Annotated in this window: 15 protein-coding genes; 1 reads left to right on the top strand and 14 read right to left on the bottom strand. The window is 30.4% G+C overall.

Translation table 11 applies throughout. The annotated features are described in order from the left end of the window. Positions 1-41: 41 nt before the first annotated feature. From KEC93_RS09495 to sufC, 14 genes are all read right to left on the bottom strand, one after another. Complete coding sequence (locus tag KEC93_RS09495) at positions 42-1,355, bottom strand: MATE family efflux transporter (protein WP_077868388.1); 1,314 nt, start codon at positions 1,353-1,355, stop codon at positions 42-44. A gap of 96 nt (positions 1,356-1,451) precedes the next feature. Then, on the bottom strand, positions 1,452-1,775 hold the full coding sequence (locus KEC93_RS09490) for an ArsR/SmtB family transcription factor (RefSeq protein ID WP_011969183.1): 324 nt from the start codon (positions 1,773-1,775) through the stop codon (positions 1,452-1,454). Between the two features lie 476 nt (positions 1,776-2,251). Further along, positions 2,252-3,118: an SDR family oxidoreductase gene (locus tag KEC93_RS09485; RefSeq protein ID WP_077868389.1), complete on the bottom strand. Its 867-nt coding sequence runs from the start codon at positions 3,116-3,118 to the stop codon at positions 2,252-2,254. Between the two features lie 144 nt (positions 3,119-3,262). Further along, a complete protein-coding gene (locus tag KEC93_RS09480; protein WP_077868390.1) occupies positions 3,263-4,114 on the bottom strand; it encodes a DegV family protein in 852 nt (283 codons plus the stop codon). 171 nt (positions 4,115-4,285) lie between these two features. Then, positions 4,286-4,930: a pentapeptide repeat-containing protein gene (locus KEC93_RS09475; RefSeq protein WP_011969180.1), complete on the bottom strand. Its 645-nt coding sequence runs from the start codon at positions 4,928-4,930 to the stop codon at positions 4,286-4,288. A 168-nt stretch (positions 4,931-5,098) separates the two neighbouring features. Continuing rightward, positions 5,099-5,719 carry a superoxide dismutase gene (locus tag KEC93_RS09470; protein WP_077868391.1) on the bottom strand — a complete coding sequence of 207 codons (621 nt, stop codon included), beginning with the start codon at positions 5,717-5,719 and terminating at the stop codon, positions 5,099-5,101. 133 nt (positions 5,720-5,852) lie between these two features. Then, the gene (locus tag KEC93_RS09465; protein ID WP_077868392.1) at positions 5,853-7,859 is read right to left on the bottom strand and encodes a flagellar assembly protein A; all 2,007 of its coding nucleotides are present in this window, start codon (positions 7,857-7,859) and stop codon (positions 5,853-5,855) included. Between the two features lie 219 nt (positions 7,860-8,078). Next, positions 8,079-9,815: a S8 family peptidase gene (locus KEC93_RS09460; RefSeq protein ID WP_023975074.1), complete on the bottom strand. Its 1,737-nt coding sequence runs from the start codon at positions 9,813-9,815 to the stop codon at positions 8,079-8,081. A 266-nt stretch (positions 9,816-10,081) separates the two neighbouring features. Then, positions 10,082-13,597, bottom strand: coding sequence for a pyruvate:ferredoxin (flavodoxin) oxidoreductase (gene nifJ, locus KEC93_RS09455; RefSeq protein WP_077868393.1), 3,516 nt, complete (start codon positions 13,595-13,597; stop codon positions 10,082-10,084). A 390-nt stretch (positions 13,598-13,987) separates the two neighbouring features. Beyond that, positions 13,988-14,413: a Fe-S cluster assembly sulfur transfer protein SufU gene (sufU, locus tag KEC93_RS09450; protein WP_011969175.1), complete on the bottom strand. Its 426-nt coding sequence runs from the start codon at positions 14,411-14,413 to the stop codon at positions 13,988-13,990. Positions 14,414-14,418: 5 nt separating this feature from the next. Continuing rightward, a complete protein-coding gene (locus KEC93_RS09445) occupies positions 14,419-15,648 on the bottom strand; it encodes a cysteine desulfurase (RefSeq protein ID WP_077868394.1) in 1,230 nt (409 codons plus the stop codon). Next, on the bottom strand, positions 15,641-16,738 hold the full coding sequence (gene sufD, locus KEC93_RS09440) for a Fe-S cluster assembly protein SufD (protein ID WP_077868408.1): 1,098 nt from the start codon (positions 16,736-16,738) through the stop codon (positions 15,641-15,643). Before sufD ends, KEC93_RS09445 begins: the two co-directional genes overlap by 8 nt. A 9-nt stretch (positions 16,739-16,747) precedes the next feature. Next, on the bottom strand, positions 16,748-18,157 hold the full coding sequence (gene sufB, locus KEC93_RS09435) for a Fe-S cluster assembly protein SufB (RefSeq protein ID WP_039772420.1): 1,410 nt from the start codon (positions 18,155-18,157) through the stop codon (positions 16,748-16,750). 15 nt (positions 18,158-18,172) lie between these two features. Next, positions 18,173-18,925: a Fe-S cluster assembly ATPase SufC gene (gene sufC / locus KEC93_RS09430; RefSeq protein ID WP_011969171.1), complete on the bottom strand. Its 753-nt coding sequence runs from the start codon at positions 18,923-18,925 to the stop codon at positions 18,173-18,175. Positions 18,926-19,170: 245 nt separating this feature from the next. Between sufC and KEC93_RS09425 the strand changes: the two genes are divergently transcribed. Then, positions 19,171-19,563 carry an RrF2 family transcriptional regulator gene (locus KEC93_RS09425; protein WP_017209651.1) on the top strand — a complete coding sequence of 131 codons (393 nt, stop codon included), beginning with the start codon at positions 19,171-19,173 and terminating at the stop codon, positions 19,561-19,563. Positions 19,564-19,709: the final 146 nt, after the last annotated feature.

Below are 19,709 nucleotides of genomic sequence, written 5' to 3'. Positions count from 1 at the left end.
TGCCTCCCCATATAAATTTTATCTATATATTTTATTAATTCCTATTTATATTTTCTTTTCACCTCAATTATATATAATATATAAGCTACACTTCCTTTTAGAATACTCGATATAGAAATACTTATCCAAATGCCATTTAAACCAAATGGTTTTATTAAAGCTAAGGCCATTGGTATTCGTAGTGCTGTAAATACAACGCTTATAATTGAAGATATTTTAGGTTTTCCTATACCTGTAAATAATCCATTAGATACAGTTTCTGTAGTACTAAATAATTGAGAAAATGCTACTACTTGTAAGTACATATTAGCTATTGCAATTGTTTGCTGATCTTTAACAAATAATTTAACAAATGGTGTACTAAAAAACATGAATATAAATGCCATAAGAAGAGAATATACAATTCCTATCTTAAGTGCAGTGTTATACCCTTCTTTGATTCTTCTATATTTTTTAGCCCCAAAATTTTGACCTGTAAATGCAGCTATCGCACCATGAAGACCACCAATAACCATATATGTAATAGATTCAATTTGAAGTCCTATTTTTTGAGCAGCTATTGCATCTGATCCAAATATGGCTATTATTTTTGCAAGGAATATGTTTATTACAGTAAATAGAATTCTTTGTATAGCCATAGGAAATCCTAAAATTATTATTTCCTTTATCTTATTATAATCAATTTTTACACTAAAATTATACCTAAGTGTTCCCGATGATCTAAATAAATATAACAAAAACATTATAATATTAGCAATCATTGTTGCAATTGCTGCTCCTTCAACGCCTAGTTTTACAGCATAAATAAAAATCGGGTCTAATATTATATTTGCAACTACTCCTACAACATTTATATTAAATGCTAATTTATTATTTCCAAAGCTCCCCAGTATCCTTGCATATAAAAGATTAAAAAATGCAAAAATTATTGTAGGTCCACTGAAAATTAAAAATTCATATGCATCTTTTTCAACTGCAATATTATTTATATTTAAAAAATTCACAAGTGCTCTTCCTAATATAATAAGTATAGACCCAAAAATAAACGACATTACTGCATTAATTAAAAGGCCCGCATTAATATACTCTTTTACCTCATTCTCTTCTTTTTTACCTATAGAATGTGCGACTTTTATTCCTGTTCCTATAACTACTAATGAGTTTATAGAATATCCAAGGCCTACGAAAAAACTCGCTGATCCAACACTCGCTACAGCATTACTTCCAAGTCCGCCAACCCACAGCATATCAACCAGATTATATGTAAATTGTAGCAATGAACTTCCCATTATTGGTACTGATAATGTTGTTAGAACATTCAATGTTTTTCCTTTAGTTAAATCAATCTGTCTCATTTCATCTCCGTTTTTATAAATTTTTATTATTTTTAATAAGTACATTATATTTAGTATATTATAAAGATTAACAAAATCGTACTTTCATATTAACTTTTAATTAGAATCTTCATTTTTCTTATCAATTTGTACGCAATCCTCATTTTCTGTAATTAGATTAAGTAAAAACAGCACTAATCTGTTACAATTACTTGTGTTTAACTTGTACAAGTTCCAAATTCCATCTTTTCTTGCTTTAACCAACCCACAATCTATTAATACCTTCATATGATGCGATAAAGTAGGTTGTGTAAATTCAAAGCTCTCTAATATCTCACACGCACATTTTTCTCCACAAGATAATAAGTCTATTATTTTTAGCCTATTAGGATCTGAAAGTGCCTTTAAAATTCTTCCATTCTTATCATATTTCTTACACACATTTAACTCCTTTTTCAATATTAGCCATTTTACTAATCTATGTATATAGTATAGATATTCATCTATGTGTAGTCAAGATTTTTTATTTTAATTTGCCTTTTAAACCGCCATCACATATATACCTATCTATTTGATGCCATAACTCTAGCTACTGTCTTATGTTGATAAATAGTATATTTTAATCTAAGGTTTCCGCAAACATAAATGCTAGTATTATTCTTTTAGCATTTCTCATTAATATATTTTACTTTCTATAGAAATATCGCTTAAATCAAAAGAGCCAAGATTTTATTCCTGACTCTAGATTTTCTAATCAACATTTTATGATGTTACAAAGTATAATTTTAATCTATGTAAATCATATAATAAATTTTACTACTAGTTTCGCAGCTTTAAAAGTAAGCTTCCCATATAAATTTCTTAATATAATTTATGTAAAATTGTTCTTCAAAAACATTATACAAATATTTGTTTATCTACGCATTTACTATTTCTCCACCATTAACATGGATTACTTGCCCTGTGATATATGAAGCACATTGTGAAGCTAGAAATACGTATGCTCCAGCACACTCTACTGGCTGTCCTGCTCTTCCCAATGGTGTATCCGATCCAAATTTCTCAACCTTTTTTTCATCAAAGCTTGCTGGAATTAATGGTGTCCAGATTGGCCCAGGTGCAACAGCATTTACTCTTATATTAGTTTTTCCTTTTGCTAATGCAGTAGATAAAGATCTTGTTAATGTAACTATAGCACCTTTAGTCATTGAATAATCAATTAATGTTTCATTTCCCTTATATGCAGTTATTGAAGCAGTATTTATTATGCATCCACCTGCTTTTAAATGATTTAATGCTGCCCTTGTCATATAAAATGTTCCATATACGTTTGTCTTAAATGTCTTATCAAATTGCTCGTCACTTATTTGCTTGAAATCTGCACTTTCATATTGAACTGCTGCATTATTAACTAATATATCTATTTTTCCATATTCTTTAATAGTTTTTTCTAAAACATTATTACAAAAATTAGGATCACTTATATCACCTTTAATTAAGGTACATCTTCTCCCTATATTATCCATTATTTTTTTTGTTTCTTCTGCATCTTTATTTTCATTATAATAAGCAATCACTATGTCAGCACCTTGATTTGCATATGCTATAGCAACAGCCTTTCCGATTCCACTATCGCCTCCAGTAATTACTGCAATCTTGTCCTTTAATATATCTCCTTTTTTATTATAACTTGGATCATCATATATTGGAGCTGGATTCATTTCATACTCCAGTCCTGGTTGTTCTTTTTGTTCTTGTTTTGGAAAAGATGTTGGAAAATTCATTTTAATTCCTCCTGTTTTTCTTTATTTTTATAAAAATTAGTTTTTCCTATATACTAAAAAATATTTATGTACAAAAAATTAAACTTCTAGTAAGTTAGAAATTTAATTTCACTTAACTTACTAGAAGTTTATTTATAATACCTCTTATTCATCTATTCTCTCAATTGCGAGTCCTACAAGTCCTGGTCCTGTATTTACCCCAAGCGCTGGACCAATTGTTCCAGCTATTGTACACTCAACTACATTGGGTAAATCTTTTATCAAACAGTATAGGTTTTGTACCTTATCAAAACCATTTCCATCTAAAATCCAGGCTTTATATTTACCTTTTTCTAAATACATTTTAAATATACTGGTTAATTTAGATACAGCTTGCTTTGAACCTCTAACTTTAGCTGCAGTTCTATATGTTCCATCTTCTGCTACAGTTATTATTGGCTTAAGATTCAAAAACTCTCCTATTGTTCCTGCCACTTTGCCAATCCTTCCTCCTTTTTGAAGATATTCTAAAGTATCTATTGTAAAAAATAAATCTATCTTCTCTCTGTATGTAGGTAGAATTTCAATTATTTCATTAAATGTTTTACCTTCTCTAATTAACCTTGAAGTTTCCAAAACCATTGCGCCTTCTGCCATTGTTAATGTTCTAGAATCAAAAACAAAAGTTTTCAGCTCCTTGAACTCCTCACAAATTAGTCTTACTGCATTATATGTTCCTGAAAATGCAGATGAAATAGTTATTATTATTGCATGCGTAAATCCCTCACTAACAACATCTTTCAGAACGCTTGTTATTTTTTCAATACTCGGTAACGATGTTTTAGGAATTTCTGTTTTTAATCTTTCATACATAAATTGGGGAGTTATATCAATTCTATCCTCGTATTCCTTATCCGAATATATAATTTTAAATGGCAAAAGCCTTATTTGGTTTGCTTCTAATAACTCTATGCTTATATCCGATGCACTATCAGTAATTAATGCTATTTTTTCCACTTATTGTTCCTCCTAAATTAATTTTACATTAAAATCATTATATCACTCTCTATACGTTTATCAATATTTCCAAAACATTTCGAAACTAATACCCTAACTTTTAAAAAATCTAATCTTTAAAATCGAAAAATAAATCACCTATAGACAATTTTACTTTAACGGGAATAATGCTTATTTAACTATTACACCAAGAAATCTTGCTAGCTCAACTGCCTGCATAGGAGATACAATAGCATCTTTTAGCTCTTTTCCAGTTAACGATATGTCCGAAATGTTATTTTCTCTAAAATCTACTTTTTTAAGAGGAGTATTAGTAAACTCAGAGTTAGCTAAATCACATCCATTAAATGCAACATACGTAAAGCTACATTCCAAAAACATACTACTTTGCATATCACATTCCTGAAATTTTACATTCTTGACCTTTGAATATCCAAAGTTTGAGTATCTGCTAACTGTATCTTTAAAAAGAACCTCTTGTATACTACTATCACTAAAATCAGATCCTAAAAGCTTGCAATTATTAAATTCTACTCTATGTATACTTCCATTTGAAAAATCAATATTTGATAAATCACAATTTTCAAATATTATATCTACTAAGTCTACATTTCTTAAACAACACTCCCTAAACACAACATTTTCAAACTTGCATGCACTAATCTCTACCCTTTCTTCATTCATATATTCTAGACAACTATTCCTAACTAAAGTATTTGTTAAATATTTTTCATTTATGAGTTTCTCTTTAATGTTTATATTTTCTTCTAATATACTCTTTAATCTTGGTCCTGATATTTTTTTTAATTCCGCCATATGCATTCTCCTTACCCCAAAATTAATTTTAAATTTTCCTTTATTATAATTCTTATTTTATGAATTGTGTATAATAATTTACTATACACAATCTTGATTTTATTTTAGTACATATATAAAAGAGAACTTTAACTAAAGTAAAGCTCTCTTTATTGACGGAAATTAAAATCAAACCAAATTGTCATTCTTATACAATTCCTCAACTCGCGCCCAGTCAATTAAATTCCATATGTTTTTAACGTAATCTCCACGTAAATTTTTATATTTCAGATAATACGAGTGCTCCCAAACATCTATTGTTAGTATTGGAGTAAATCCAAAACTTAGAGGTGTATCCTGATTTGAACTATTTGCAACTTTCAGCTTACCACGTTTATCTTTAACTAGCCAGCCATAGCCTGATCCAAATTTATTTATTGCAGTTTCGCTAACAAGCTTCTTTAACATTTCTAGTGAACCAAAAGTACTAACTATTTCGTTAAGTAGTTTCCCTTCAGGTTCCTTTTTAGGATAAGGGAAAAGAATTGAAAAATATAAATTGTGATTTAATACACCTCCACCTTGATTTATAACATCGCGATAAATTTTTTTAGGTATTTTATTTGGATTTGAAAGTATTTGCTCTAAGGTTTTTCCATCTGTAAATTTCTCATATCCCTTAAGCACATTATTTAGTTTATCAACATATCCTTGAAGATGTTTAGTATAGTGTATTTTTACAGTTTCTTCATCAATGTATGGTTCTAGTGAATTATACGAATACGTTAATTCAATTTTTTCATATCTCATATTTTTCCTCCAAACTTTAGAGAACAAAATTCATTTTATATTATAGTATGTTTTAATTGAATAAATGTTCACCTAAATAATCAAAGTAAAAATTTGAAATCCTATCAACACACATGAGAAAATCTATAATTCTTTACAGTACAAACTTCTCAATTATTATTTCTCCTTCTTTATTGACATATGCCTTAATATCTTTACTTGAGACATCTAATGTTTTTAATCTTTCTCCAAAGCAAAAAACTGTATTGCTATATGCAATTTTTGCAGTTATAATTCCTCCTTGCAACACTTCCAATTTGGTTGTTACCCCCGAAGGACTCCCAACTATTCCAAGTTTAATATTTCCTCTTGCTGATATAACGCCCCCTCTGGCTACTGAATCATCACGTAAAAAAATAATATCATTTAGTGCTGTTAAATTAGAAACATATTGTCCTTTATCTTTTATAATAATATTTCCTGTAGATTTTATTAAAGAATCCTGACAATAGCCTATATATATGTCTGCTGGAATTATCATATTATCTTCTAACAGTTCTATTTCATTGGTTATTAACTCTTCAAGATTTCTTAAATCCTCTATTGATTCTATTTTTGATAAGTTTAATCCCATCATTTTACTTCTTATAAAACTTACTAAATCATTATTATCACTATCTTCACAAATACTATGAGTTATTATATTTAAAGACAATTTAGGTATAGATTTATACCTGTTTTCTATAAGAATTTTAACCAATTCAGAAATTTTTTTAGAGTTATTGCTAGACTCATTTAACTTTTCAACCGCACTTATAAGTTTTGATATGATATCTTTATATTCATTTAACTTTTCCAAATACATTTTCTTTTCCATATCTACTTGTCCAGTAAGAACAGTTGATTTAATCACGCTTCCTTTAATATTAATTTCTCCTCCTGCCACTATGGTAGATATGTCAACATTTTTTTCGATAGTTAAAGAATTTCCCGATTTAACTTTCATTCCCTCTTTAACATTACCTTTAATATAAACGTCTCCAACAAAAAATATATTCCCGGATTTTATATCTACATCTTGAATATTATATAAACTATTTACACTCAAAATTCCATTTTTAGATGATGGCCTGCCAGTTTTAGTGGCAATTATACTATTTCCTTCAACTTTACATCCATCGCCTATTTTTATAGGTCTACTTTTCACAGTCTTTTTCTTTAATACTTCACCACATATATTTTTACCATCTTGCCCATTTTTACCTGGAATTATTTCTGCCAGAACTTGTCCTTCAGTTATACTAGATATAGAATATACATTCCTATAATCTATCTTTTCATTTGAGTTTTCATTCACTATCCTCTTTTCTCCAATATCAAATAACACTTTAATTTCATTTGGCGTGTCATCAATAGCACTAATACCTTCAGCTATTAACTTCTCTTCTCCATTTCCTAATGCGCATGCTTCTATAAGATTTTTATATATTATTCCATCAGTTATCTTGTTTTGCCTTAATATTTCCTTTATTTCTGTTAATGTATATTTTTTAGGATAATCTTCCTCTACCTTCATCGCCTTAAGAATCAAATCTTTAGCCATTGGCTTATCCCTAAGTTTATATACGTATGCTGGTTTATATTCTACCTTTATATATCCTTCCATTTTATCCACTGAAATATTCACTGATATTTTCTTTACTTGTTCTATTTTCTCCCCTATATAATCTATCTTATCAGATTGATTTATTTCATATGGTCCTTTTTCACTACATAGTTCTCCATTAATAAAAAGTTTGATTTTCTCACAAGGCCTAATTGTTATCTGTTCTTTATATACTTTGCTTAAACCTTCTATTACTACTACATCACCATTTTCTACTTTAACTCCATTTTCATCATTATTAATTACATTATCCTCATTAATTACAACTCTTTTCTTAGCAACATCTTTCGTGAAATCTTCCGTATAATTTAGATGATTATTAGAACTTGAGGAATATAAATCAACATCCATAACTTCTATTTCAACTTTTTTATTGATAAATGAATGATTGTCCTTAATTATTTTATAGTTTAGGTCTTCCTCTGCAACATTTAATTCTTTTGAAGCATTATTTAAACATTCATCTAAATATTTTCCAACATAAGTCCTATTCATATTCCTCATCTCCTTAACTTGACATTATTCCTTAACTAATTATAACATTAATCGATTACATTTAATACTTATTTATACATATTGTTAGCTTTTCTTATATAAATTGCCACTAATCTACTAAAGAATAACAATATTTTTCTTTAATAAAATAAAAGACTTACTCAATTAAGAATAAGTCTATAAAAAGATAATTAAAATATTGCTTTAATTACTCTTTCTCTATGTCATATTTTCAAAAATCCTTGGTACATTCAATATGCCATAACCCCAATATGGATTTGGAGTAACATCTCCACTTCTCGCCATTGCTCCTTTTGCAAGATATGCTTTAATAGTTTGTGCATACATATTAGGTTCATTTCCATTTACAATCCCCCATTGAAATAGCATAGCACAAACTCCAGATACGACAGCCGCTGATACACTAGTTCCGCTTACTACTGCCGTTGTGTTATTCGGGGCAACCGTTAGTGCATTTATTCCACCTGCTGCAACATCTATTCTATCAGTGTAGGATTCCAAAAAGGCCATACCAGAAAAATCAACAATATTGTTATTATTTTGATTATATGCCGCTACAGTTATAGCGTATATTGAGTTTCCTGGATTTGTTATAGTTCCAAATGGATCTGAAAAACTAAATCTTGTATCTCCAACTGTTAGCCCCTTTTGTGGTATCCAAGCATTAAATCTTCCATTAGAAATATAATTCGCCAGTATTCTGATTCTCCATATACCAGGCTGCAAATTATAAAATCTTATCCTTATCAACTCATCTCCAGTTACTTCTTCTGGAAAATAAAAATTAACTCTAATTGAGGTCTTCTCAAAAATAAAAGTATGATTTATGGTGTAATTAATTATTAAACTCAATATCCCAGAACTTTCCCCTGATGGTGAAACTATTTCAACCGTCATTATGTTAGGCAAATCAGCCCATATTTGCACCCATATATTTTTTTGTTCAGGTGACGCTTCTAACTCCGCAACCCCAGCACCAGGTGATTGCGCTCCAACAATCTGAGTTACTGAACCAGATGTGTGGCCGCCAGCATTCCTCTGATTTCCAGTACCAGTAACTACCGCTATTCCTCCATTGCTTGATATTGCATCTATAAAGTCTTCCAGTATACCTTCTCCCTTATGATTTCCCAAACTACTTCCAAGAGGAAAATATATAACCATTGGTTTGTTGGTCGTTAAAGCATATTCATACACATATTGCAATGCTGCAAAAATAGCAGTTATATTAAACACAGGAACTATTACGTCTGGAAACTGGACCTCATATGAAAAATCTCTTATAAGTTTTACTACTACAAAATTACAGTCTGGTGCAACACCCCTTAAATTCGGATTCTTTCCACTAGCTCCAATTATTCCAGCCATATTCGTCCCATGTCCAATTTCATCTCTGCTTGGAACTATATCATCTGGAGATCCTCCCTCCCTACTTGCTCTTATAGCATCATTTATTTTATTTCTATCAAATAATACCCCAAACGGTACAGATTCCGAACCGTTTTCGGCATTACTTATCAATGTTTGATCCCAAATATTTTCAATTCTTGTTTCCCCATTAGCATCCATAAACTCTTCGCTAAGATAATCAATACCCGAATCGATAATTGCTACATTTACACCTTTTCCTGTTAAGTTCAATTGAGATCCGGTTTGTAAAAAGCTAGCTTGAGACGCATCTACTGGTGAAATATCTTGTAAAGTATAAAATTCTGCAGGAATAACATATACAATTGATGAAATATATGGTTCATTTCCCATATTGATTTCAACATCTTTTTTAACAGATACAACGGCATATCTATCATTGATTACTGTAACATAGTAATCTGGTATTTTAGAAATCTCAGCTTCAATATCTCCTTGATACTGTACAACATAATTATCATAATTAATATCATGAAAAATTCTTTCCATCAATATATTTTTTTTCATTTAAACTCCTCCATGTATCTCTTCGGAATCCTTATGAACGACTTCTATATATAATATTTTAATGTGTACAATATTCAGTTCTTTTAATTTATACACACTTAACTCCTTTATACTATTTATATTTAATAATATTTATATATATAATAAATTATTCGTAAAGAATATTTATAAAAAAAATAACATATCAACTTCTGATTAAGAAGTTAGTATGTTATTTTCTATTTAATTTAAATTACAACCTTTTGTATTTATTACTTTTTATAAAATTATTGTTGATTTGCTAATGTTTTATAAATTTCTAACCTTTCCTTCGCTTCAGATTCTGTTTTCTCGAATAATTTCTCTGACTCCTCTGGAAATGCTTTAGCAAGGGATGCATATCTTACTTCACCCATTAAGAAGTCTTTAAAATCTTCTTTTGGATCTTTAGAATCTAATATAAATGGATTCTTTTCTCCCTTTAATGCTGGATTATATCTATAAAGATGCCAATATCCACAATCAACTGCTTTCTTTTCTTCCTCTTGAGTATTTGACATTCCTACTTTTATTCCATGATTAATGCATGTAGAATATGCTATTATCAATGATGGACCATCATATGCTTCTGCTTCTGCTATAGCTTTAATAGTTTGATTCTTATCTGCTCCCATACAAACTTGAGCTACATAAACATATCCATATGTCATTGCCATTCTTCCTAAATCTTTCTTCTTCGTCCTCTTCCCAGATGCAGCAAATTTTGCAATTGCTGCTGTTGGAGTTGATTTTGATGACTGACCACCAGTATTTGAGTAAATTTCTGTATCGAATACTAATATATTTACATTTTCATTCATTGCTATCACTTGATCTAGACCTCCATAGCCTATATCATAAGCCCAACCATCTCCTCCAAATATCCACTGTGACCTTTTTACGAAATATTCTTTATCCTTTAATATCTCTTTAGCAATTTCACTATTTTCTTTTTCAAGAACTTCAACTAACCTTTCTGCCCTTTCTCTTGTTCCATCCCCAATATCCTTATTATCTAACCATTCTTTAAGAACAGTTTCAGTTTCCTCTGACATATTACTTTCAAGGGCGATAGCAACATTATTCGCTATTCTTTCTCTTATTGTTTTAACACCTAAATACATTCCATATCCGAACTCAGCATTATCTTCAAACAATGAATTTGCCCATGCTGGCCCATGACCATGTTCATTAATTGTATATGCCATTTCATATGACCCTGCTGCCCAAATTGATGAGCACCCTGTGGCATTTGCAATCATCATTCTATCACCAAATAATTGTGTCACAAGCCTTGCATATGGAGTTTCACCGCAACCTGCACATGCTCCATTAAACTCAAGTAATGGTCTTTCAAATTGGCTTCCTTTAAGAGTGTATTTATTTAGCGGATTTTTAGGTTTAACTCTTTCCATATAGTAATTCCAAGCTTCAATTTGCTCATGTTGACTATCTTGTGATTTCATTACTAATGCTTTACCTGGTGCTGGACATACTTGTGCACAATTACCACATCCAGTACAATCAAGCGGAGTAATACCAATTGAGAAATATAACTTTTCATCACCTTTTATTCCTTTAGCATCTAATACTTTTAGACTTTCAGGAGCCTTTTCTTTTTCATCTTCATTTAGTAAGAATGCTCTAATTGTAGCGTGTGGACATATATATGAACATTGTGCACATTGAATGCAGTTTTCTGGTATCCACTCAGGCACATTTACAGCTATTCCTCTCTTTTCATAAGACGTTGTTCCAGACATAAAGGTACCATCTTGTATTCCCGCTTTCACGAAATGGGACACTGGCATTGAATCGCCCTCTAACCTATTCATTGGCCTAGTGATTTCTTTAATAAATTCCGGAAAATTCTCATCAAGCTCAATTTTATCGTCTAAATCAGTATTCCAACTATAAGGAACCTTAATTTTAGTTATTCCCTCTAACCCTGCATCTATTGCTGCGTGATTCATATTAACAATTTTTTCGCCTTTATTACCATATGATTTAACAACTGCTTCTTTTAGAAATTTTATAGCATCCTCAACTGGAATTATATTTGCTATTTTAAAGAATGCAGCTTGCATTATCATATTTATTCTTCCTCCAAGGCCAACACCTTGAGCAATTCTAACTGCATTAATTATATAGAATTCTATATGATTTTGAGCAATATACCTTTTTATAGATGCTGGTAATCTCTCATCCAATTCTTCAGGCGTCCAAATTGTATTTAATATAAATTTACCATTCTTTTTTAGACCTCTAATCACATGATATTTATACACATAGGATTGATTATGACACGCAACAAAATCCGGTCTATCAATTGGATATCTAGATTTAATTGGCTTATCACCAAATCTTAAATGCGAAACTGTAAGTCCTCCTGATTTTCTAGAATCGTAATCAAAGTATCCTTGAGCATACATATCTGTATTATCTCCGATAATCTTAATTGCACTTTTATTCGCACCAACTGTACCATCTGATCCTAAGCCCCAGAATTTGCACGATGTAATTCCATCAGGAGTAGCATCTATATGTTCGAATGTTCTTAAAGATGTATTTGTAACATCATCAATTATTCCAATTGTAAAGTTATTTTTTGGTACATCTAAAAATAAGTTATCATAGACAGCAGCAATATGAGCTGGTGTTGGATCTTTTGATCCAAGTCCAAATCTTCCACCAACAACAATCGGAGCATTATCCATTCCAAAAAATGCTCCTGATACATCTAGGTAAAGTGGTTCTCCAACTGACCCTGGTTCTTTCGTTCTATCTAAAACTGCAATTTTTCTTACAGTCTTTGGAATAGCCTTCAATAGTTTATCCACTGAAAATGGCCTATATAACCTTACTTTTACAAGCCCTACTCTTTGTTTATTATTATTTAGAAAATCTACAGTTTCCTCTATAACATCATTTACTGCCCCCATAGAAATTATAATTCTATCAGCATCATGTGCTCCATAATAATCAAAACAATGATATGATCTACCTGTAAGCCTAGTAACCTCGGTCATATATTGTTCAACAATTTCTGGAACATCATCATAATACTTATTTACAGCCTCGCGCATTTGAAAGTAAATATCTTGATTCTGAGCAGTTCCTCTTATAACAGGATGATTTGGATTTAAAGCTCTTTTTCTAAATTCATCAAGTGCCTTATAATCTAATACCTTAACAAGTTCTTCTGGTTCAATTACCTCTATTTTTTGAATTTCATGAGATGTCCTGAATCCATCAAAAAAATTCATAAAAGGTATCCGTGATTTTATAGTTGCTAAATGTGCCACTCCACTTAAATCCATTACTTCTTGAACAGACCCTTCTGCAAGCATTGCAAAACCGGTTTGCCTTGCCGCCATAACATCTTGATGATCTCCAAATATACTTAGTGCTGATGTTGCAATTGCTCTAGCAGCTACATGTATGACACATGGCAGCAATTCTCCTGCTATTTTGTACATATTAGGAATCATTAATAGTAATCCTTGGGATGCTGTATATGTTGTTGTTAATGCACCTGCTTGAAGCGAACCATGCAGTGCACCAGCTGCTCCCGCTTCTGACTGCATTTCAACAACTTTTAACGGTTGCCCAAAAATATTTTTTTTCCCTTGTGCAACCCATTCATCCACATGTTCTGCCATTGGTGATGATGGAGTTATCGGAAAAATCACTGCTGCTTCCGAAAATCCATATGACATATATGCAGCAGCTGTGTTCCCATCCATAGTTTTCATTTTTCTCATTGTATTTACCTCATTTTCTCTTTGTTTCTATATTGTTAATTATTAATTCTATCTTCATTTATAGTATTACTAAAAAATTTTGATAGTATGTATTTTTCAATGAAGTAATTCCATGTTCTTCAAATGATAGTATAATTTTAGATCAAATAAACAAAAGTTATAATATTCTCACTTATTCGTATGTTTCCAACGGAAATACATGAGAGTATTATAACTTTTAAAATGTTCAAATTTATATTTTTCACATACCACAGCTTTCATATTTAAAAAAATGGGTACTAGCTTTTTCTATATTTATATAAGAATTTAAAGTTTTTACTTGACTAAAATAACATTTTACATTTCGTTTGATTTTAAATAAGGTCTAGGTTCTATACTATCTAATAATAATTATTTTTCCAAAGCTTCCTTCAAAGTATGCCATGCTAAAACTGCACATTTAACTCTTGCTGGCATATTAGAGATATTTTTAAAAGCCATAGCATCTTCTAATGCATATAATTCTTCATCATCTTTAATTTCTCTTTTAATCATTCCAATAAAAGTTTCTGTAAGCTTTAATGCTTCTTCGATATTTTTACCTTTTATCAAATCTATCATTATTGATGTAGATGCTTGAGATATTGCACACCCTTGCCCTGTAAAGGCTAAATCTTCAATAACACCATTGTTTAATTTAAGTTCTAACGTAATTTCATCTCCACAGCTTGGATTATGACCTTTTTCCTTAATATCTGGGTTATCTAAGTTTCTCTTATTATGCTTTGAAGTGCTGTGTTCCATTATAAGTTCTGTATAAATAGCATTTAAATCCATCTAAATTACCTCCATTTCAAAAACATTTCATATGTTTTCTTTGTTGCTTCAATTAATTTATCTACATCTTCCTTTGTATTATAAAAGTAAAAACTAGCTCTACATGTTGCGTTTATACCCATATATCTCATTAAAGGCTGAGCACAATGATTGCCCGATCTTATTGCAACACTGTGAGAATCAAAAACTGAAGCAACATCATGAGGATGAACTCCCTCTATGTCAAATGAAATTATTCCACCTCTATGGCTTAAATCCTTAGGCCCATATAGCTTTACATAAGGCAGTTCTTGAAATTTTTCAAGTGCATAACTTGTAAGTTCTCTTTCTATTTCATCTATTCTTTTCATGCCTATATTTTCTAGATAATCAATGGCTGCTGCAAGCCCTACAGCACCTTCAACATTTTGAGTACCACCTTCAAACTTAGATGGCAGCTCTGCAAAGGTTGCTTCTTGCTCATAAACATATTCAATCATATCTCCACCAACTATATATGGAGGCATGCTTTCCAAAAGCTCTTTCTTACCGTAAACTATACCAATACCCATTGGTCCTAAAAGCTTATGACCTGAAAACACTAGGAAATCTGCATCTAAGTCTCTTACACTTACTTTCATATGTGGTACGCTTTGTGATCCGTCTACAATTACTTTAGCACCCTTTGAATGAGCATATTCTATAATTTCTTTAACTGGATTAATAGTACCAAGTGCATTTGAAACATGTGTTACGCTCACTAGTTTAGTCTTTTCGGTAATCTTATTCTTAATTTCTTCTTCTGGAATCTCTCCGTTTTCATTTACGTACATATATTTTAAAGTTGCTTTTTTAGCTCTAGCTACAATCTGCCATGGAATAAGATTCGAATGATGTTCTGCAATTGAAATAACAATTTCATCGCCTTCATTAATGTTATTCATTCCATAAGAGGATGCTATAAGATTAAAACCTTCTGTAGCATTTTTAGTAAAAATCACTTCTTTTGAAAACTCTGCATCAATGAATTTTTTAACTTTTTCTCTAGCGTCATCATAGGCCTTTGTTGCATCTATGCTTAATTTGTAAGCTCCTCTATGTGGGTTTGCATTACTTACTTTATAGTAGTTTTCAATAGCCTCCAAAACTTGGATAGGCTTTTGAGTTGTGGCACCGCTATCTAAATAAACTAACCTTTCCCCATTTTCGTCAGCCTTTAAAACAGGGAAATCTTTTAAAAAATCTAAATTATTCATTTTTCAATCCCCTGTCTACTTCTTGTAATATTTCTTCTATAACATCATTATCGCCAATTGCGTCTATTATTGGATTAAATGCAGCTCTAACAATTACAATTTTAGCTTCATCGTAACTTAATCCTCTAGACATCAAATAGAATAATTTATTCTCGTCAATTCTACCTGAAGAAGCAGCATGTTCTCCTGAAACGTCATCTTCTGCACATAATAATACTGGCATTGCTTTAGCTCTAGCTTCTTTTGAAAGGAGCATACAATATTCATCTTCCGCTCCAACACTTTTAGCTGCACCAGTTTTAAAATCTAAAGTTCCTTTAAAAGCCTTTCTAGCTTCTCCTTGAAGTGCTCCTTTAACATTTATATTAGAATTACTTCTTTTACCTTTATGAGTAACAATATAATTAATATCTATAAGTTTATCTTTACTTCCTAGATATATTGAATTTATATTTGCAGCTGATTTATCACCTACTAAGTCTCCATGATAGTTATAAATGCTGTATTTTCCTCCAAGGTCTACTGATATAAAATCAACCTTTCCATCTTCTTCAATATCTGAAACATTAGAATCGAAATGAATAGTACTATCATTTAAGAAATTCACTTTAGTTAATTTAATTTCACTATTCTTCTTTGAATATATTGTACAAATTCCATTATGATAACCATTTGAATCGTCTAAAGATTTATACTTTACTATAATAGAAGCTTTTGAATTTTCTTCTCCAACTATTATTAAATTATCTACTAATGAACTGTTATCTTTATCAAAGTTGAATTCTATAATTACTGGTTCGTCAGTTTTTATATTTCTACCTATTGTTATTACATAACCTTGGTTGAAACCTTCTTTACCTTGGTTTATTAAATCTTCACTGATTCCATATTGAAACTCTCTATATAAAGGTAATATTTTGTCATTTTCTAACTTTTGAATATCAACGCCTTCTAAGCCCTTGATTTCTACGTTATCAAACTTTTTAATTTCTCCAATATTTAATTCTCCAAGGCTTATATCATTAATATTAACCCAGCTTTTAGTTCTTATTGGAGTTTTATTTAAATTATTAAATTGTATAGCCTTCATTTCTCTCACCTACCCTATGCTTCCTTCTAATTCTATGTTGATTAAATTGTTCATTTCTACTGCATATTCTAATGGTAATTCTTTTGATATAGGTTCCACAAACCCTCTTACTATCATAGATTTAGCTTCATCTTCACTTATTCCTCTAGTCATAAGGTAGAAAATAGAAGCATCACTTATCTTACCTATTTTTGCTTCATGACCAATTTCAACATCATCATTTAATAAATCAATTACTGGAATAGTGTCTGATTTTGATTTATTATCTAACATTAGAGATTCACAGGATACCATAGATTTTGAATTATAGGCATTTGAATTTACCTTTAATACTCCTCTATAAGTAGCTTTTCCACCGTTTCTTGAAATTGATTTTGAGTTTATAGTAGAAGAAGTGTTTGGTGCGGCATGTATAACCTTTGCTCCAGTATCTAAGTTTTGTCCCTTACCTGCAAAAGATACACCTGTAAATTCTGCTCTTGCTCCTTCGCCCTTTAATATACTCATAGGATATAGCATCGATATTTGTGAACCAAAAGAACCTGATACCCATTCTATTGTTCCATTCTTTTCAACAATTGCTCTCTTAGTGTTTAAGTTAAGCATGTTCTTTGACCAGTTTTCTATTGTACTATATCTTAGTGTTGCGCCTTCTTTTACATAGAGCTCAACACAGCCTGCATGTAAATTTGTAACGCTATACTTTGGAGCTGAGCAACCTTCAATAAAATGAAGCTTTGCTCCTTCATCTACAATAATTAGTGTATGTTCAAATTGTCCTGCTCCAGGTGAATTTAATCTGAAATAAGATTGTAGCGGTATGTCTACATTAACCCCTTTAGGAACATACACAAAAGATCCTCCTGACCAAACAGCTCCATGAAGTGCAACAAATTTATGATCATTAGGTGTAACACACTTCATAAAATATTCTTTAACTAAATCCTCATGTTCTCTTAATGCTGTTTCCATATCAGTATAAATTACGCCTTGTTTTACTAAATCTTCTTTTATACTGTGGTAAACTACTTCTGAGTCATACTGTGCTCCAACTCCAGCTAGTGATTTCTTTTCAGCTTCTGGAATTCCTAGTAAATCAAAAGTTTTCTTTATATCCTCAGGCACTTCATCCCAAGAACCAACTAAGCTGCTCTTTGGCCTTACATAGGTTACAATGTTATCCATATCTAACTCATCCAAGGATGGTCCCCATGTTGGTAATTTCAATTTATTATATATTTCTAAAGATCTTAATCTAAAATCTCTCATCCATTTGGCTTCATTTTTTTCTTCTGAAATAGTTTCAATTATATCTTTTGTTAAGCCTTTTTCAGATTTAAAACTAAAGCTGTCTTCATTTTTAACATCATAGATTCCTCTATCCATTTCATCTATATAAGTCTTCTTTTTGTTTTCCATCTTATTTCACCACCTTTATATAGCTACATTTTCTTTAAAAGATTCATAACCCTTTTCTTCAATTTCATTAGCTAAGCTTCCATCTCCGGTTTTAACTATTCTTCCATCTACTAATACATGAACATAATCAGGTTTTAAATTTTCTAATATTTTTGTATTATGAGTAATAATTAAAACTCCATTGTTTTCATTTGAGAACATTTTAATACCTTTAGAAACAATTCTTATAGCGTCAACATCGAGTCCAGAATCTGATTCATCTAAAATTGCTAACTTTGGATTTAAAGTTAACATTTGTAGTATTTCATTTTTCTTCTTTTCTCCACCTGAAAATCCTACATTTAAATATCTGCTTGCATAGCTTTCATCTATTTTTAATTCTTTCATATTGTTCTTTAAATCTAAGTCAAACTTAAAATGTTTTAGCACATTTCCATCTGTAGTTCTCTTAGCATACTTTAAGAAATTCTCTACAGTAATTCCTGGAATTTCTTCTGGGTATTGAAATGATAAAAATAAACCTTTTTTAGCTCTTTCATCAGTCTTTAATTCATTTATGTTTTCACCTTCGAATTCTATATCTCCACTCAATCTTTTATATTTAGGATTATTTAAAAGAGCATTGGCTAGAGTAGATTTACCAGCTCCATTTGGTCCCATTATTACGTGAACTTCACCTTTATTTATTTCAAGATTTAATCCTTTTAAAATCTCTTTATCATCTGCTTCAATTCTTAAATCACACACTTTTAACAAACTCTTATCCATAACAATTCTCCTATCTAACTAATATTTAATTAACTATGTTTTTCACAAAACACCTGTCTAAACTCCATAAATGTAAGTCTTATATATAATTTCTTTATATGTATAAATTTTAAAGTGCATTCTAAATACACCTTAATATTAGCACAGGTTTTTTTAATGTGCAATACAAATGCACATTTTATTTTTAACCAATTTACTTTTTTTTATTATAAGGTATAATGAAACTAAAGAAGGGATGTGAAAATTTGAACTTATCTAAGTTTTCAGATTATGCTTTTAGAATTTTAATATATTTAGCTAAGAATCAAGATAAAATATGCACTGTGGAAGAGTTGGCATCTAACCTTGAAATATCTGAACATCATTTAAAGAAAATCGTTCATAGGCTAGGTAAAACTGAATATGTAATATCAACTAAAGGAAGAAATGGCGGCTTAAAACTTGGGATGGAGCCTAAAGACATAAACCTTGGGAAAATATTAATAATTACAGAGGAAAGTATAACTGTATCTGAATGTTTTTCAAGTGCAAAGCATACTTGTTCCACTTCAAAATGCAAATTAAAAGCAATATTATCATCATCTATTAATTCTTTTGTTGATGAATTTAGCAAATATACCTTAGAGGATATTTTATAGCAAGATAAAGTTTTTATACTTTATCTTGCTATAATTTTTTATTCAAATTCTATCATTAGAAAAATATTTTTTTGTCTAAAGCCTTGTCACAAAAACCATATACTTATAAAAAATCAAGAAAGTAATTAGGCTGTACTGATTTCTAA

The organism is Clostridium beijerinckii (assembly GCF_018223745.1).
GTDB lineage: Bacteria > Bacillota > Clostridia > Clostridiales > Clostridiaceae > Clostridium > Clostridium beijerinckii.
This window is presented reverse-complemented; position numbering and strand designations above follow the sequence as displayed.

Coding starts and splice junctions, on each gene's coding strand:
- KEC93_RS09495 (WP_077868388.1), bottom strand. CDS start 1,355: ATGAGACAGATTGATTTAACTAAAGGAAAAACATTGAATGTTCTAACA.
- KEC93_RS09485 (WP_077868389.1), bottom strand. CDS start 3,118: ATGAATTTTCCAACATCTTTTCCAAAACAAGAACAAAAAGAACAACCA.
- KEC93_RS09475 (WP_011969180.1), bottom strand. CDS start 4,930: ATGGCGGAATTAAAAAAAATATCAGGACCAAGATTAAAGAGTATATTA.
- KEC93_RS09470 (WP_077868391.1), bottom strand. CDS start 5,719: ATGAGATATGAAAAAATTGAATTAACGTATTCGTATAATTCACTAGAA.
- KEC93_RS09465 (WP_077868392.1), bottom strand. CDS start 7,859: ATGAATAGGACTTATGTTGGAAAATATTTAGATGAATGTTTAAATAAT.
- KEC93_RS09460 (WP_023975074.1), bottom strand. CDS start 9,815: ATGAAAAAAAATATATTGATGGAAAGAATTTTTCATGATATTAATTAT.
- nifJ (WP_077868393.1), bottom strand. CDS start 13,597: ATGAGAAAAATGAAAACTATGGATGGGAACACAGCTGCTGCATATATG.
- sufU (WP_011969175.1), bottom strand. CDS start 14,413: ATGGATTTAAATGCTATTTATACAGAACTTATAATGGAACACAGCACT.
- KEC93_RS09445 (WP_077868394.1), bottom strand. CDS start 15,648: ATGAATAATTTAGATTTTTTAAAAGATTTCCCTGTTTTAAAGGCTGAC.
- sufD (WP_077868408.1), bottom strand. CDS start 16,738: ATGAAGGCTATACAATTTAATAATTTAAATAAAACTCCAATAAGAACT.
- sufB (WP_039772420.1), bottom strand. CDS start 18,157: ATGGAAAACAAAAAGAAGACTTATATAGATGAAATGGATAGAGGAATC.
- sufC (WP_011969171.1), bottom strand. CDS start 18,925: ATGGATAAGAGTTTGTTAAAAGTGTGTGATTTAAGAATTGAAGCAGAT.